We start from the raw sequence: 16,326 nt of genomic DNA on the forward strand, positions 1-16,326 counted from the left end.
TATTGTTCCTTACTATTTTTCACACTTTAGAAAGAGTATTTGATACGACAACGGTAATTGTTGTTCTGCGCCAAAATGCAAAAAATAAAAATGTTCAAGTGTATTAAATTTATGTCGATTGATTGCTGGGTTCTGGCTTTGCTTATCGCTGGTATTCAATAAAATGTTGGCGCCTACCCCTTTAATGGAGGTAAGTAGATGACGAATATCAGGGTGCCATGTTTGATAGCACTGCTTTTTAATATCCACTTTTAAGCCACTTTTAAGCGCCGCTTGTACCCATGTGTCAGTGGGATAAAATTCATTTATATGGCGTTGCGAATCTACGTATTGCCAGCTTTGACTCAATTCGCTAAACGAACCGGCTGTCATTAGCGCTATCACAGCATGTCCCGTTGGCACTAATACGCGATGTATTTCACTCAAGACTTGCTCTGGGTGCGCACACCATTGCAAGGCCATGGACGAAAATATCGTATCAACCGAACAAGTCTGCAAGGGCAGTTGCTCAGCGTCACCTTGTAACCACAAGATCGGCGCCTCAGACGGTTCCATTGTCTGAAAAGACGCGTGGCGTAACATGCCAAACGCTAAATCCATTGCCAGTAGCTGCTGACTTTGCTGGCGTAACGCTTGGGTAATTCGCCCCGTGCCACAGCCTATGTCTAATAAACAATGGCTATGTTCAGGCAGCATGGCCTTTGCATCAAGGGCAATATCAAGTTGCACCTTGGCTAGTTTATCGTATGTTACTGCTGCGCGACTAAACTGCTTAGCGATACGTGCTTTATTGTGATTTACGAGAATTGATTGCGACATGATTCTTTATTTGGGTGTTTGACTAATAGCAATCTGCAAAGCATCAACTAAAGCAGAAATATCTTGCTCTTCGTGCATAGCGCTCAAGGTAATGCGCAGTCTGTCGGTTCCTTTCGGTACGGTAGGATAACGAATTGCCGTAGCCCAGATACCAAGCTGCTTTAATTTTTCGCTAATACTTAATGCTCGCTCAGCATTGCCCACTATGACGGGTTGAATAGCCGTATCAGATGCCATAAGAGGAATATTAGCGTTATCTGCTAAGTGTTTAAATTGGGCAATACGGGTTTGCAATAAACGGCGTTTTTGTGGATTTTCATTGGCTTTAATACTGCTTAGCGTTGCATGAGCCTGAGCGGCGGGCATTGACGTACTGTAGATATAATGCCTGCCAAAATTAATTAGATAATCAATCAGTTGCTCGCTACCGGCAACAAAAGCACCGGCGGTACCAATCGCCTTTCCAAAGGTGGCCATCAATACCGGTACTTGGTTTTGACTTAGGTTGTGCTGCTCAACCACTCCAAGGCCGCTATTACCTAAAACCCCAAAACCATGGGCATCATCGACCATTAACCATGCGTTATGATCTTGTGCAATCTGCGCCAATTCAGCGACGGGCGCTTGATCACCGTCCATGCTAAACACCCCTTCAGTTGCAATTAGGATGTTAGATGAAGCAGAAGCTCGTGCCATAATATCGTTTAAATGGTGAGTGTCGTTGTGCTTAAAACGTTTAAATGTGGCTTGGCAGCTTTGCGCACCGTCGACAAATGAGGCATGAATGAGCTTGTCCGCAATAATTAAATCTGCCCCACAGTTATTATTGCGGGCAAACAATGCTTGGCAAATGGCTTGATTGGCGGCAAAGCCTGAATTAAACAACAAGACCCTTTCGCGTTTTAACGCTTTTGCTAAATGCGCTTCAAGCTCGAGATGCGCTTGAGTAAAGCCCGTCACTAAAGGTGATGCGCCGCTACCGCTACCGTATTCACTTAAACCATCAACCCACGCTTGGGCCACGGTTTGTGACGAAGCAAAGCCTAAATAATCATTACTCGAAAAATTTAAATAATGTTGCCCATCGACCTCAATTAACGGGCCAACACCGGGGGATAAGCTGTGACGTTTGCGCCACAGCTTATCCTGTTTTCGCGCGAGCAATGCCTCGACTATAAACTCAAAAGCCATTAAGAATTTTGAACGGCAGTCGAAACTTGCGTAGCATCATAAAACAGTTCTACTTGGTCCTTTTGCTTAATTTCATCGAGTAAAGCCGCTTGGTAAGCTTCATCCGAGTACTCTCGGGATTGCGCAGAATTGATACCTAGCTTTTTAAATAACATCACATCTTCATGGGTTTCAGGATTAGAAGTGGTTAACAATTTACAGCCATAAAAAATAGAATTTGCACCTGCCATAAAGCACAATGCCTGCATTTGCTCATTCATAGCCTCACGACCCGCCGACAAACGGACATAAGACTTAGGCATCATAATCCGCGCAATGGCAATAGTACGAATAAACTCAAAGCTGTCTAAATCGTCGACTTTTTCCAGCGGTGTCCCCTTCACTTTAACTAACATGTTAATTGGAACACTCTCAGGGTGATGTTCTAAATTAGCGAGTTGTACTAATAAACTCGAACGATCAGAAGCACTTTCGCCCATGCCGACTATCCCACCTGAACAGACATTCATACCCGCAGCTCGAACATTAGTCAGAGTATCTAAGCGGTCTTGATAGGTACGAGTAGTGATAATGTCACCGTAAAATTCGGGAGAAGTATCAAGGTTATGATTGTAATAATCTAAGCCAGATTGTTGCAAGGCAATGGCTTGCTCACGAGTTAACATACCCAAGGTCATGCAGGTTTCCATGCCTAACTTTTTCACTTCCTTGACCATGGCCGTTACATAGGGCATATCTTTTTCTTTGGGATTACGCCACGCTGCGCCCATGCAAAAACGCGTTGAACCAGCTTGTTTTGCCTCTTTCGCCCGTTGGATAACTTTTTCAATCTCCATTAAACGCTCTTTTTCCAAACCAGTGTCATACCGCGCACTTTGAGGGCAATATTTACAATCTTCTGGGCAAGCGCCTGTTTTAATAGACAGCAAAGTGCTGACTTGCACTTTATTAGGGTCGAAATATTGACGATGAATGGTTTGCGCTTGAAATAATAAATCGTTAAACGCCATGGTAAATAATGCATTAACTTCATCTACCGTCCAATCATGACGTATCGAGGTTGAAAGATCAGATGTGGTATTAGGTTGAACAGCAGATGGGGTCATGAGGGAGCCTTTAGTGAGAGCAATCTTTACTTAATTATCTTGCGCGCTTAGTCTATGTAGCAACGACATATTGTCAACTAATAATCAAATTCAAACTTTACATGTGAGCATAATTTGAACAAGTTTTCTGAAAATCTGCACTTTGACCAAAATCATATCTGGCATCCGTATACTTCAGCACTCAATCCCCTTCCCTGTTACCAAGTGGTCGGCGCACAAGGGGTAGAAATTGAGTTAGCGTCTGGTGAAAAACTAGTGGATGGTGTCGCGTCTTGGTGGACTGCAATACACGGCTACAATCACCCTGTACTGAATGAAGCTATTAATAAGCAAGTCAGTCAATTTTCACATGTTATGTTTGGTGGCTTGACCCATCAGCCTGCGATTGATTTATGTAAAACCTTACTGGAAATCGTGCCAAAAGGTCTCAACCGAGTATTTTTGGCTGACTCCGGCTCTGTATCGGTGGAAGTGGCGATGAAAATGGCGCTGCAATATTGGGTGTGCCAAGGTAATGGCGCTAAACACCGCTTCATAACGCCGCGTTATGGCTACCATGGCGATACCTTTGCCGCCATGTCAGTGTGCGATCCTGTTAACGGCATGCATAGTTTGTTTAGCCATTCACTTAATCAACAAATCTTTGCCCCTGCCCCGCAAACCCGTTTCGACAAACCTTGGAACGAAGATGATATCCAGCCTCTGCAGGAACTATTTGAGCGTCACCACCATGAATTGGCGGCGTTAGTGATCGAGCCCATTGTGCAAAATGCAGGGGGCATGCGCATATACCATCCCGAATATTTAAAGCGCTGTCGACAGCTGTGTGATGACTACAACGTTTTGCTTATATGTGATGAGATAGCGACTGGTTTTGGCCGTACAGGTAAACTGTTTGCTTGTGAACATGCAGACATCAGTCCAGATATCTTGTGTTTAGGCAAAGCCCTAACGGGTGGTTATTTGACGCTTGCCGCAACCCTGTGTACAGAAGATGTCGCGCAGGGTGTCTGTCAAGGTGAGCCCGGAGTGTTTATGCATGGACCAACCTTTATGGGTAATGCCCTGGCATGCTCGGTGGCTAATGCCAGTTTAGATTTATTACTCAAAGGTGCTTGGCAAAGGCAAGTGGCCCAGATAGAACATCAGTTACATGAAGAACTCGGAGTTTGTAAACTATTAAACAGTGTGGTGGATGTGAGGGTACTCGGTGCAATTGGTGTTGTGGAATGCAAAAATCCAGTGAATGTTGCTGAAATACAGAAGAAGTTTGTAGCCCAAGGTGTATGGATCCGCCCTTTTGGTAAACTGATTTATATCATGCCACCATACATCATCAGCCCAGCTCAATTGAGTAAACTCACCAAGGCGATATATTCAGTACTCGTTTAATTATTCGCTTGCCATTTCTACCCATTAATAAAGTTGAACCAGATGCAACTTTATTAATGGAAGGTTGTTGGCGGTACATTGCCCAGTTGCTTAACTTGAGCGGCCAATAATACACTGGCAGGATCTTTGGGACATTGTTGGATAAAATATTGATAGTCGGCAATTGCGACTTGTGGACAATCGAGTTGATGCAGTAAAAATCCTCTGTCCCTTCGCTCATAAGGATCATTCGGACAAAGATGAACCAGTAAATTAACCGCAGTCAACGCATACGAGTATTGCTGATTGTTAATAAAGCTGGCTTTTAGATTGTGCAATAAGCGCACTACAATCTCTTCGCAACTGGCAGCAAAGAGCGCCTCAGGTGGCATTTTTTCTTGTTCAATTTCACCGATAATATTGAAATAGAGCTGCTCGATATCGGTTTTAGTTAAGGTGTTGCCATTAGCAGGATCGAGATAAATAAGCTCCTGGTCTGCCACTTCGATACTGAGTAAAAAATGCCCAGGAAAATTGACGCCATGCACGTCAAACTCTAGCTGCTGCGCCAATTCACGAAAGATAATCGCCAAACTAATAGGAATACCCGTGCGAAATTCCATCACCTTATCGAGCATACTGTATTGCTTAGCAAAATATTGTTTTTCATCCACACTGAACGCCAGTTCTAGATAAAAAAACTGAATCAACTTTTCAAGTTTTAACGCCTTAGAGCTCACCATTGCTAAGTGAGGCTTAGCTTGATTGACCCACTGAGCAAGTTGCTCTTCGTACAGGGCTAAACTGTCATTAGAAGACTGAAAATACTGCGCTAATAACAAGCTCGCTTTGAAACACTCTTGATTAGCGATACGTTGTTTTAATTCCTGCAAAACATTTCCCTGATAAATGGATAACTTCAATCTTGTATCGGGTCTTAGCCAGTATTCTTGATATCTACTTCACAGTATTTATCGACTAACCGAATAAATACGCTTGTTTGGTAACCGCTACCATTCCAGCAAAAGCCAACCAACTTATAGCGCCAACCAGCCCAATAAAACGCATTAGATTGGTTTTAGCCAGCTTTAAAGCAAATAACACCATGAATATGTACATCACAAAAGCCAACAATTTTTCAGTGACCCAGCCATTAACGAAGGGATATTGTTGAAGCATCACACACAAGGCAATAGCAGTAATAATCCAAATTGTATCAATAATATGTGGCGCTATTTTGAGGCCTTTTTTATTCAGCAAGTTTGAGCCTCTAATGGTTAATACAAAGCGGCTTAAAAAAAGCAGAACGCTAACAAGCATTATCGTTAAATGCAGGTGTTTAGTTATTTCATACATGGTTATTGACTCTTTAATTGAAAATAGTAAAAACGACGTTACTGATTGCAAGGCCGTAGTAATGTTGTCTGCTTACGTTCTTTAAACGTGTTCTTCAACCAATGGATCGGGGTTGTCCGCAATGATTTGTTCTATAGCATCGATGTTCTCAAGTAGTACATCAACCAAGCTAGGATCAAACTGCAAACCTTTTTGTTGTTTAATGTTTTCAACCACTTTTTCTAGAGGCCAAGCTTCTTTGTAATTTCGACTGTGCCGCAAGGCATCATAGGCATCGACTAGCGCGGTGATCCTGCAGAAAATATGGATTTCTTCTCCATACTTCCCCCGTGGATATCCCTTCCCATTCCAATATTCATGATGATCACGGGCAATCAATGCGGCCGTTCGAATAAGTGGGCGTTTTGAATTTTTTAACACCAAATAACCAAATTCAGCGTGGTTTTGCACCACCTTTCGCTCTGAATCGCTTAATTTATCTGCTTTATTAAGAATCACCTCTGGTATTTTAAATTTACCAATATCATGCAGCGGTACTGCTAAACCCAACATCTTAATTTCATCTTCCGATAGACCAATTTTGCTGCCCAGCAACTCACACATTTTAACCACTCGTAAAATATGTTTGCCTTCCCCAAAATGGTACTCTAAGGCTTGACCAATACGTTCGATAATTTCACGTTGCGTGTCTTCAATGTCTTTATTAAGTAAAACGTTATCAAACGCGATTTGAACATTTTGTGCAAAAATCTCCACTAAGCGTTTGTCAATTTTTGTCAATTTTCGGGGTAGACCAGACATATACAATAACGAGCCCCGCATGGATTTGCTTTTACAATATGCAACTAGGTACTCATCTTCGTATACTAAGGATTTATTTTGCAGGGCTTTTTGGCATGATGCTAACTGCTTGCCCGAGATAACGTCTTCTAAACGTTCGCCTTCACGATGCTGATATTCCCCCTTGCCAGTAAAAACAAACAGTTGGGAAGAATCGATATTTTCGATGGGCCTTGGGCATGCAACGGCAGAGGTAAGATAGGCGCAGTCTTTGCTTCCACCTAAAAGAGAAGCAAGTTGTTGCACAATACCATCAATAAAATGCTCTAAAGAATGAATGCTAAACAAGTCTGCGGATGCGGATATTATTTTTTCTAGACCAATACGGTTTTCTTCAATAACGGTGATATCACGATAAGAACGTAGCGCCGCAATAACCACGGTAAAAAGCTTTTGTGCGGTTAATTCTGTTTTAGATTTGTAGTCGTTGATATCGTAATTGATAATGACATCACGCTCTGGAGCTTGGCCGGGTTGACCGGTTCGTAGAATGATCCGTGTAAAATTATTCATCGCTTCGTTGCGAACAAAATCTGCAACTTTCAAGCCTGCATCGTCAGTTTCCATCACAACATCGAGCAACACAACTGCAATATCATTGTGCTCTAGAAAAAGTTGTTTGGCCTGTTTACCGTTATAGGCACTAATGAATTCGAGCCTTTTTTCTTGAAAAACAAAATCACTTAAGGCCAATTTTGTTACCGCATGCACCTCAGGCTCATCATCAACTATCAGTACTTTCCATGTTCCATGATCTTCGCCAATTTCTTCTTCAATATCTTCAGCAAACAATATTTCATCAGACATCTATCTGTTCCCGTTTTTATGCAAAGGCTGCTTTTTAACGTTTAAGCATTAAGCAAATTGTTACTTCATGGGTAAAATAAAACGAATTTAAACGAGCTACAAGTCATTTTCATAAAACTTTCCCATGGTCACTCTGGGCAAACCATTAAAATCACTCACCGACCGTATTTCGACGTAAGCATTTGATTCAAAAATATTTCTTATTTTTTCATCTTGCTCAAAACCATGCTCAATCACTAACCATCCAGCTCCAGCCAGATAGCCTTTCGCTTGTACAACAATAAATCGAATATCATCCAATCCATCAGCACCGGATATCAGGGCACTTAGAGGTTCAAAGCGAACATCGCCTTGTTGTAAATAGGGACTGTTATCTTCTACATAAGGAGGGTTGGTTACGATCAAATCGAAACGTTGTTTGTCTAGCTTGCTAAACCAGTCGCTTTGCATAAAACGGACTGAATCAAGTCGGTTTTCTGTGGCATTCTGTTTTGCTAGTTTAACAGCGTCATGACTTTTATCGATACCGATGACTTGCCAGTCTGATTTTTCACTCGCTAAGGCTAAAGCGATTGCGCCCGTTCCTGTTCCTAAATCAAGTACCTTAGCCCTATCTGGCAAGCTAAGCTCAAGGGCAGATTCAACCAGTAGTTCGGTTTCCGGGCGCGGGATCAATGTGGCTTCAGATACCTTCAAACGCAAGGTCCAAAAATCACGATAACCAATTAAATAGGCAATGGGGCGACCTTGGCAGCGCTGCTGAACAAGCTCAGTAAATTGAATGACTTGTTCAGGTTCTAATGTTTTTTCTGGCCAAGTATGCAAATAACTCATGTCGCGCTGTAAGCAATGGCAGAGTAGAATTTTAGCGTCAAGCAGTGCCGTATCATTTGCTACTTCCGCGGATAAAATCAAGCTTGCCGCCCACTTGAGTTGAGCGGCAATCGATGTGTCTTCAGATGTTGAAGATAGGGCTTTATTCATCCGACAAAGAGGCAAGTAAATCAGCTTGGTACTCTTGGCGAATCGGCTCAATGAGTAAGTCTAATTCACCCGCTATGACTTCATCTAAGCGGTACAAGGTTAAGTTAATACGGTGGTCTGATACTCTGCCCTGAGGAAAATTATAGGTTCGTATCCGTTCAGATCGGTCACCACTGGCAACCAGACTACGACGGGTCGAGGTTTCTTCCGCTTTACGTTTCTCTTCTTCCAGCTGATTCAAGCGGGACTGCAGTACCGCCATGGCCTTTGCTCGGTTTTTATGCTGTGAACGCTCATCCTGACACTCAACGATTAAGCCACTAGGAATGTGAGTAATACGAATCGCCGAATCGGTCTTGTTAACGTGCTGTCCACCGGCGCCCGAGGCACGAAAAGTATCGACTTTCAAATCAGCTTTGTTGATTTCAATGGCTTCAGACTCTGGCACTTCTGGCATCACGACCACTGTACAGGCTGATGTATGTATACGGCCTTGCGACTCTGTTTCTGGCACTCGTTGTACGCGATGACCGCCCGATTCAAATTTCAAGATCCCGTAAACACCCTCACCCATTACGTTCACAATGATCTCTTTGTATCCGCCATGTTCACCTTCATTGCAGGTTACCAGCTCAACCTTCCAACGCTGAGATTCAGCATAACGAGAATACATTCTGAACAAATCACCGGCAAATATTGCCGCTTCATCACCACCTGCTCCGGCACGGATTTCTAAAAAACAGTTATTGTCATCATTAGGATCTTTTGGCAAAAGCAGTATTTGTAAGGTTTGAGTGAATTCCTCGATACGTTTTTTAGAGTCTTTGTACTCTTCTTGCGCCATTTCACGCATTTCCGCGTCGTTTTCTTCCATCATTTCTTGGGCCGAAACCAGATCTTGTTGAGCAACTTGAAATTCACGGAAACATTTCACCACGTCTTCTAACTGAGCATATTCTTTCGTTAGGGCGCGATATTTTTCTTGATCCGAGGTGACCGAAGCTTCGCTCAATAACGCTTGAACTTCTTCAAATCGCTCAGTTAAGGTTTCTAATTTGCGTTGTACCGATACTTTCATGTTGTTCCTATATACGCGCCATATGGGCTCGTGATGCTGCTATTTATATGTCTAATTAACCCGTTACACAAATAGAGGTTAAGATTGATTGTTGGTTTCAAGCCCGAGGGCGTCTTTCAGAATTTCTATCATGCCGTCATCTTGCTCGTTTGCAGCTTTTTTTAAGGCTTTGGTCGGGGCATGAATAAGACTATTAGTGAGTTTGTTCGCTAGCTCAACCAATACCATTGAGGCGTCTTTACCATCAGCCAGTTGATTTAGCGCTCGCCCTACTAGCTGATCTTTTTGAGCGATGCTTTGATCTCTGAAATTTTTAAGTACATCAATTGAGCGCTGACTTTGTTTCCACTGAAAATATTGCTGGGCTTGTAACAGGATCATTCCATCAGCTTGCAGCGCCGCGTCATGACGATTTGCCAAGTTTTTTTCGACTATTTGCTGCAAATCATCCACTGTATACAAATAGGCATCATCCAACTGCCCAACTTCAGCTTCTATATCTCGCGGGACGGCCAAATCCACCAAAAACATCGGTTTATGTCTGCGCTCTTTTAAAGCACTTTCGACCAACCCCTTGCCCAAAATGGGCAGCTGGCTGGCTGTTGAACTAATAACAATATCGGCTTCTTTAAGATGCTGAGGTATTTGCGCCAAGGTAAGTACTCTTGCCCCTAAAGGTTTGGCAATACTTTCTGCACGGGCCAAAGTACGGTTGGCAACAGTCAAAGACTTTACGTTTTGCTCTGCTAAATGTTTGGCCACCAATTCAATGGTTTCTCCAGCACCGATGAGCAATACTCGACTGTTTTCTAATGAAGAAAAAATATGTTTTGCCAGTTGCACTGAAGCATAAGCCACCGAGACAGCGTTAGCACCAATATCGGTTTCAGTGCGAACTTTTTTTGCAACCGCAAATGTATGCTGAAACAAACGTTCAAAATTACTGCTGATGACACCGGAGTTTTTGGCATCTATATAGGCTTGTTTAATTTGCCCTAAAATTTGTGGTTCGCCTAACATCAACGAATCTAAGCCGCTTGCCACCCGCATAATATGTATCACGGCGTCTTGGTGTTCATGAAAATAACTATTTTTAGTTAAAAATGCTGCGTCCACCTTGTGGAAATCCGCCAACCAGTTAATTAAGCCTTGTTTCTCGCCATTTTCTATCTTTGCGTATATTTCAGTCCGATTGCAGGTTGAGACAATCACCGCTTCTTGGGCACCAGTAGTGGTACTCAAAGAGGCCAGTGCACTGACTATAGCATCGGGAGAAAACGCAATTTTTTCTCGCAACTCTACTGGCGCTGTTTTGTGATTTATTCCGAAGGCAATTAAGGTCATGCAGAGTATAGTGCGCTTACAACAATGGGTTAAACAGATTGAGGGCGGCATTGTACGCAAAAGGTAAAACTATTGAAAGTAAACTGCGTTTTATGTTCCCATAGACTTACCTAATTTCCAGCAGAATATTCCTGTGGCTCGTAATTCTCGTCTATTTATTGTTCGTTTTCGTCACATCGTATTATTGATCCTCAGTTTCACTGTGGTGAGTTGTGCCTCGCCTCCCCCTTCAAATGTGGAGCTGAATAGTAATCAACATCAGATGCAACTCGCACAACTGCAACATTGGCAAATAAAAGGCAAATTTGGCTTTAAGAGCCCAGATGATAAACAAAGTGCCAGTTTATCCTGGTTACAAAAACAACAAGACTACCAACTGTCGCTCAACACCATCTTGGGCACGTCTATTTTGTCGCTGCAAGGTAACTCATCTTGGGTTACGTTAGTAGCTGATGACACAACCTATCAAGGCAGCAGTGCCAGTGAACTGATACAGCAAATTACCGGTTGGACTCTACCAATTGAACAGCTCCCCACATGGATAAAAGGACAAAGTGTCAAGACTGATAAGGTAATATTGAGCGAACAAGGCTGGATAGCAGAATTGCAGCCCCGATGCACAACATGCCGAGGCTGGCAACTGAGCTATTCAGATTATGAACAAGTAAAGGGGATTTGGTTGCCCCATAAAATCCGCTTAGAACATACAGTAAACAAGGTTCAAGTCACCATTAAGGTTAATTCATGGACAATACACTGAGTTTTGACCGCAATGTTTGGTGGCCAAGTCCAGCCAAACTTAATTTGTTTTTACACATAAATGGCCGCTATCCCAATGGTTATCACCAATTACAAAGCGTCTTTCAATTACTGGATTTTGGCGATGAACTGGCCTTCGAGTTAAACCCTGAAGGTACCATTCATCTTGGTACGCCCATTGACGGTGTTCCCCATGATGATAATTTAATTGTGAAGGCAGCCATGCTGTTACGTAAAGAAATCATAACAAGGCAAAGACAACAAACCTCTTCACCATTAGGCTGCAATATCTCTTTAAAAAAACGCCTACCAATGGGCGGCGGTATTGGCGGAGGCTCATCTAATGCGGCGACAACCTTAGTGGTATTAAATCAATTGTGGCAAGGGAATTTGAGTCTTACTGAACTAGCAGGTCTTGGTTTAAGCCTTGGGGCAGATGTCCCCATTTTTGTGCATGGTTTTACCGCATTTGCCGAAGGTGTAGGCGAAGTGCTCGAGCCCTTTTATATCGAACCGACCACGTATTTGGTGGTTTTCCCTGATTGCCATGTCTCCACTCAACAGATATTCACCCATCCCAATTTGCCTCGGAATACCCCAAAAATTGCAGCAGCTGATTATCATTTCAACAATACTCACAATGATTGCCAACAATTGGTCAGTGAACTCTACCCGAATGTTGCAAATACATTACGCTGGTTGTTAGAATACGCGCCGTCGAGAATGACGGGAACAGGCTCTTGTGTTTTTTCAACGTTTCATGACCCATCTGAAGCCGAAAGAGTACAAAAGTTGTTGCCTACAGGTTCGATTAGTTTTATTGCTAAAGGCGTTAACCGGTCTCCTTTGCACCAACAGTTAACTACTTTTTCAAATTAATAAGCGGTAGAACAAAATTTAAAAGTTACAATTCAGTAAATTGGGGTATAGCCAAGTGGTAAGGCAGCGGGTTTTGATCCCGCCATTCGGTGGTTCAAGTCCATCTACCCCAGCCACCTTCAAACGTAATGCACTGAGGATTTTATCGTGCCCGATATGAAGCTTTTCGCCGGAAACGCCGTTCCAGATCTTGCTCAAAAAGTTGCAAATAGACTCTATACCAAGTTAGGCCACGCTAGCGTGGGACGTTTCAGCGATGGTGAAATAAGCGTAGAAATCCATGAGAATGTTCGTGGTGCTGACGTATTTATTATCCAGTCAACTTGCGCACCAACTAATGATAACCTAATGGAATTGATCGTCATGATTGATGCATTTAGGCGTGCATCGGCTGGTCGTATTACTGCGGTAATCCCGTATTTTGGTTATGCCCGTCAGGATCGTCGTGTACGTTCTGCTCGTGTTCCCATTACCGCTAAAGTTGTCGCCGACTTTTTATCTAACGTAGGCGTTGACCGCGTTTTAACTATCGACCTGCATGCGGAACAAATCCAAGGCTTCTTCGATGTTCCTGTTGATAACGCCTTTGGAACTCCCATTTTATTAGAGCATATGCGTCAGCGTAAAATGGAAAACCCCGTTGTTGTATCACCGGATATTGGAGGTGTAGTGCGAGCTCGTGCGGTAGCTAAATTGCTGAACGATTCTGACTTAGCGATTATCGACAAACGTCGTCCAAAAGCAAACGTTGCTCAAGTTATGCACATTATCGGAGACGTACAAGATCGTGACTGCATCATTGTTGACGATATGATCGACACAGGCGGTACCTTAGCTAAAGCGGCTGAAGCGTTAAAAGCTCATGGTGCAAAAAATGTTTATGCCTACGCCACCCACGCTATATTTTCAGGTAATGCTGCGCAAAACTTGCGCGACTCAGTGATTGACGAAATTATCGTTACTGACAGTATTCCTTTAAGCGAGGAAATGAAAACCGTTGGTAAAGTAAAACTACTTACCTTGTCGAATATGTTGGCTGAAGCGATTCGTCGTGTAAGTAACGAAGAATCAATTTCTGCAATGTTCGAATACTAAGCAAAGTATGTTTTAAATTTTAACCTGCGCGAGCCAATCGACGCAGGTTAAGTTCTTGCTTTTCAGTATTTGAATGCCAGCGCCACTCCCTTTAGTCGCGTTTGTTCACCACGCACCGTAAAAATCCCAGACAAAATCAGTATTCTAGCCCTAGCTAGCTTGTACCTCTGCCCACGTGGTGGTAACATTCGCCGCCCTTTTTAGGGGTCGCCGCTTTTTTAAAGGCTATTGCTTGATAAAAAGTGGTTTAATAGTAGATTTTGGTCGCAAAAATCTACACTCATTTACTTAATTGGAGTTACCTCAATGTCTGATGGAATTTTTACACTAGACGCAGAAGTCCGCAACGATCTAGGGAAAGGTGCGAGCCGCCGCCTACGTCACGCTGGAAAAGTACCTGCTGTTTTATACGGAGCTGGCCAAAAAGCCGTTTCTTTAACCCTTTCTCACAACAAAGTATTTCAGGCTCAAGAGTTTGAAGCGTTTTATTCACATGTGTTGACCTTAAACATCGCTGGTGAAAGTGTTGAAGTATTAGTTAAAGACATGCAGCGTCACGCGTTTAGACAAATCGTTACTCACATCGACTTTTTACGTGTTGATGCTAAGAAAGCGGTTCACACTAACATTCCTTTGCATTTCATTAATGAAAAAGAATGTAAGGCTATCAAGGTATTAGGCGGTCACGCTGAAACCCACATGGCTGATGTTGAAATTAGCTGTTTACCAGCTGATTTACCTGAGTTCATTGAAGTTGATTTAACTAATGTTGAATTAGGTCAAACTTTGCATTTAACTGACTTAGTATTACCAAAAGGTGTTACTTTGCTTGAGTTAAACAAAGGTGAATCACATGATTTAGCCGTTGTTACGGTTAAAGCATCTAAAGGTCCTAAGGCTGATGATGCTGAAGAAGAAGCTACAGAGGCTTAATCTTCTTGACTGATATTCAGTTAATTGTGGGCCTGGGTAATCCAGGCCCCGAATATCAACATACTCGCCACAATGCAGGCGCTTGGTTTGTCGAACAACTAGCCAAAAGTTACAACTGCCCTCTCAAATTAGACAATAAATTTTACGGTTACACGGGTCGTATTACGATTGGTGACCAAGATATCAAGTTGCTTATTCCCACAACCTTTATGAACAAAAGTGGACAAGCCGTTGCGGCCATGGCTAATTTCTATCGCGTTCCACTGGCAAATATGCTGGTTGCTTTTGATGAGCTCGATCTCCCGCCTGGCGTAGCAAAATTTAAAGTAGGTGGAAGTTCAAGCCAAAACGGTATTCGTGATATTGTCAGTAAATTCGCTAATCAAAAAGATTTTTTGCGCTTACGTATCGGCATTGGCCACCCTGGCGATAAAAATCGTGTTACCGGACACGTTTTAGGTAAGGCTCCAGCCTTAGAACAAACACTTATAGATGCAGCCTTAGATGAAGCCTTACGCTGCACAGAAATACTTATTAAAGACGATTTAAAAAAAGCCATGAATCGCTTACACGCGTTCAAGGCTGAATAACACTATTCCAACATAACAAGATTGTTGCACTACTTAGCAACCGTTTAATTGAACAAAGAGGATTTTCACATGGGTTTTAAGTGCGGCATTGTTGGCCTTCCTAACGTAGGTAAATCAACCTTATTTAATGCGTTAACCAAAGCAGGAATCGAAGCAGCCAATTTTCCTTTTTGTACAATTGAACCTAATACCGGCGTGGTACCTGTTCCTGACTTACGCTTAGATAAGTTATCTGAAATAGTCAAACCACAGCGTGTTATTCCTACCACAATGGAATTTGTCGATATCGCCGGTTTAGTCGAAGGTGCCTCTAAAGGTGAAGGTTTAGGCAACAAATTTTTAGCTAATATTCGCGAAACCGATGCCATTGGTCATGTTGTGCGTTGTTTCGAAAACGACAACATCGTGCACGTTTCTGGAAAAGTTAGCCCTAAAGATGATATCGACGTCATTAATACCGAACTTGCTTTAGCCGATTTAGAAACTGCTGAAAAAGCCATCTTTCGTGTTGCTAAACGCGCTAAAAGCGGTGACCAAGATGCAAAATATGAATTAACCGTGTTAGAAAAAATCAAACCTCATTTAGATGAAGGTCATTTGTTGCGTTCACTTACTCTTGAGAAAGAAGAACTAAAAGCAATCGCTTACATGAACTTTCTAACGCTTAAACCCACCATGTATATTGCTAACGTGAATGATGATGGCTTTGAAAATAATCCATTTTTAGACCAAGTACGAGAAATTGCTGCCAAAGAAAATGCCGTAGTCGTCGCAGTATGCGCCGAAATGGAGTCTGAAATTGGCAGTTTAGACGACGAGGAGCGCGCGGAATTTATGGCGGACATGGGTCTAGAAGAGCCTGGCCTAAATCGTGTTATCCGTTGTGGCTATGAATTATTAGCTTTAAACACCTATTTTACTGCTGGGGTAAAAGAAGTCCGTGCTTGGACTTACCCGGCGGGCTCAACCGCACCGCAAACCGCTGGTGTGATTCACTCTGACTTTGAAAAAGGTTTTATTCGAGCTGAAGTCATTGGTTACGATAACTTTGTCGAATTTAAAGGTGAGCAAGGAGCGAAAGACGCAGGTAAATGGCGTTTAGAAGGTAAAGAGTATATTGTCAAAGACGGTGATGTGATCCACTTTAGATTTAATGTCTAATTATTGTATTTAA

General features: G+C 42.7%; 16 protein-coding genes and 1 tRNA gene. 8 read left to right on the forward strand and 9 right to left on the reverse strand.

The features are described from left to right. Positions 1-12 precede the first annotated feature (12 nt). The 3 genes from NWQ57_RS10095 to bioB are packed head-to-tail and all read right to left on the reverse strand — an operon-like array spanning position 13 to position 3,116. Positions 13-819, reverse strand: a complete 807-nt coding sequence (locus tag NWQ57_RS10095) for a methyltransferase domain-containing protein (RefSeq protein WP_306022028.1) — start codon at positions 817-819, stop codon at positions 13-15. 6 nt (positions 820-825) lie between these two features. After that, a complete protein-coding gene (gene bioF, locus NWQ57_RS10100) occupies positions 826-2,010 on the reverse strand; it encodes an 8-amino-7-oxononanoate synthase (RefSeq protein ID WP_306022029.1) in 1,185 nt (394 codons plus the stop codon). Beyond that, entirely contained in the window at positions 2,010-3,116 is a 1,107-nt protein-coding gene (gene bioB, locus NWQ57_RS10105; protein ID WP_306022030.1) for a biotin synthase BioB, read from the reverse strand. The genes bioF and bioB overlap by 1 nt, the downstream gene beginning before the upstream one ends. A 114-nt stretch (positions 3,117-3,230) precedes the next feature. Here bioB and bioA point away from each other — a divergent pair, with 114 nt between their 5' ends. Next, on the forward strand, positions 3,231-4,508 hold the full coding sequence (bioA, locus tag NWQ57_RS10110; RefSeq protein ID WP_306022031.1) for an adenosylmethionine--8-amino-7-oxononanoate transaminase: 1,278 nt from the start codon (positions 3,231-3,233) through the stop codon (positions 4,506-4,508). Between the two features lie 53 nt (positions 4,509-4,561). On the opposite strand, the gene NWQ57_RS10115 is transcribed toward bioA, so the two are convergent. The 6 genes from NWQ57_RS10115 to hemA all read right to left on the reverse strand — a co-directional run bounded on the left by NWQ57_RS10115 (position 4,562) and on the right by hemA (position 10,896). Continuing rightward, positions 4,562-5,380: a SirB1 family protein gene (locus NWQ57_RS10115; RefSeq protein ID WP_306022032.1), complete on the reverse strand. Its 819-nt coding sequence runs from the start codon at positions 5,378-5,380 to the stop codon at positions 4,562-4,564. A gap of 85 nt (positions 5,381-5,465) precedes the next feature. After that, positions 5,466-5,843, reverse strand: coding sequence for a SirB2 family protein (locus NWQ57_RS10120; protein WP_306022033.1), 378 nt, complete (start codon positions 5,841-5,843; stop codon positions 5,466-5,468). Positions 5,844-5,924: 81 nt separating this feature from the next. Then, complete coding sequence (locus NWQ57_RS10125; RefSeq protein WP_306022034.1) at positions 5,925-7,490, reverse strand: DUF3369 domain-containing protein; 1,566 nt, start codon at positions 7,488-7,490, stop codon at positions 5,925-5,927. Between the two features lie 96 nt (positions 7,491-7,586). Further along, entirely contained in the window at positions 7,587-8,474 is an 888-nt protein-coding gene (gene prmC / locus NWQ57_RS10130) for a peptide chain release factor N(5)-glutamine methyltransferase (RefSeq protein WP_306022035.1), read from the reverse strand. Next, complete coding sequence (gene prfA / locus NWQ57_RS10135; protein ID WP_306022036.1) at positions 8,467-9,552, reverse strand: peptide chain release factor 1; 1,086 nt, start codon at positions 9,550-9,552, stop codon at positions 8,467-8,469. The genes prmC and prfA overlap by 8 nt, the downstream gene beginning before the upstream one ends. A gap of 78 nt (positions 9,553-9,630) precedes the next feature. Then, the gene (gene hemA, locus NWQ57_RS10140) at positions 9,631-10,896 is read right to left on the reverse strand and encodes a glutamyl-tRNA reductase (RefSeq protein WP_306022037.1); all 1,266 of its coding nucleotides are present in this window, start codon (positions 10,894-10,896) and stop codon (positions 9,631-9,633) included. A 133-nt stretch (positions 10,897-11,029) separates the two neighbouring features. Here hemA and lolB point away from each other — a divergent pair, with 133 nt between their 5' ends. The 7 genes from lolB (at position 11,030) to ychF (ending at position 16,313) form a co-directional block, all read left to right on the forward strand. Beyond that, the gene (gene lolB, locus NWQ57_RS10145; RefSeq protein ID WP_306022038.1) at positions 11,030-11,656 is read left to right on the forward strand and encodes a lipoprotein insertase outer membrane protein LolB; all 627 of its coding nucleotides are present in this window, start codon (positions 11,030-11,032) and stop codon (positions 11,654-11,656) included. Next, positions 11,641-12,534, forward strand: a complete 894-nt coding sequence (gene ispE / locus NWQ57_RS10150; protein WP_306022039.1) for a 4-(cytidine 5'-diphospho)-2-C-methyl-D-erythritol kinase — start codon at positions 11,641-11,643, stop codon at positions 12,532-12,534. Before lolB ends, ispE begins: the two co-directional genes overlap by 16 nt. Before the next feature lie 41 nt (positions 12,535-12,575). After that, positions 12,576-12,650 (forward strand) — tRNA-Gln (locus NWQ57_RS10155). Positions 12,651-12,681: 31 nt separating this feature from the next. After that, entirely contained in the window at positions 12,682-13,629 is a 948-nt protein-coding gene (locus tag NWQ57_RS10160; RefSeq protein ID WP_306022040.1) for a ribose-phosphate pyrophosphokinase, read from the forward strand. A gap of 306 nt (positions 13,630-13,935) precedes the next feature. Continuing rightward, positions 13,936-14,562, forward strand: a complete 627-nt coding sequence (locus NWQ57_RS10165; protein WP_306022041.1) for a 50S ribosomal protein L25/general stress protein Ctc — start codon at positions 13,936-13,938, stop codon at positions 14,560-14,562. Between the two features lie 5 nt (positions 14,563-14,567). Beyond that, positions 14,568-15,152 (forward strand): aminoacyl-tRNA hydrolase, encoded by a 585-nt coding sequence (pth, locus tag NWQ57_RS10170; RefSeq protein WP_306022042.1) that lies wholly within the window; start codon positions 14,568-14,570, stop codon positions 15,150-15,152. A gap of 69 nt (positions 15,153-15,221) precedes the next feature. Beyond that, positions 15,222-16,313: a redox-regulated ATPase YchF gene (ychF, locus tag NWQ57_RS10175; RefSeq protein ID WP_306022043.1), complete on the forward strand. Its 1,092-nt coding sequence runs from the start codon at positions 15,222-15,224 to the stop codon at positions 16,311-16,313. Positions 16,314-16,326 lie beyond the last annotated feature (13 nt).

Origin of the sequence: Paraglaciecola sp. (assembly GCF_030730205.1) — a bacterium.
Lineage (GTDB): Bacteria > Pseudomonadota > Gammaproteobacteria > Enterobacterales > Alteromonadaceae > Paraglaciecola.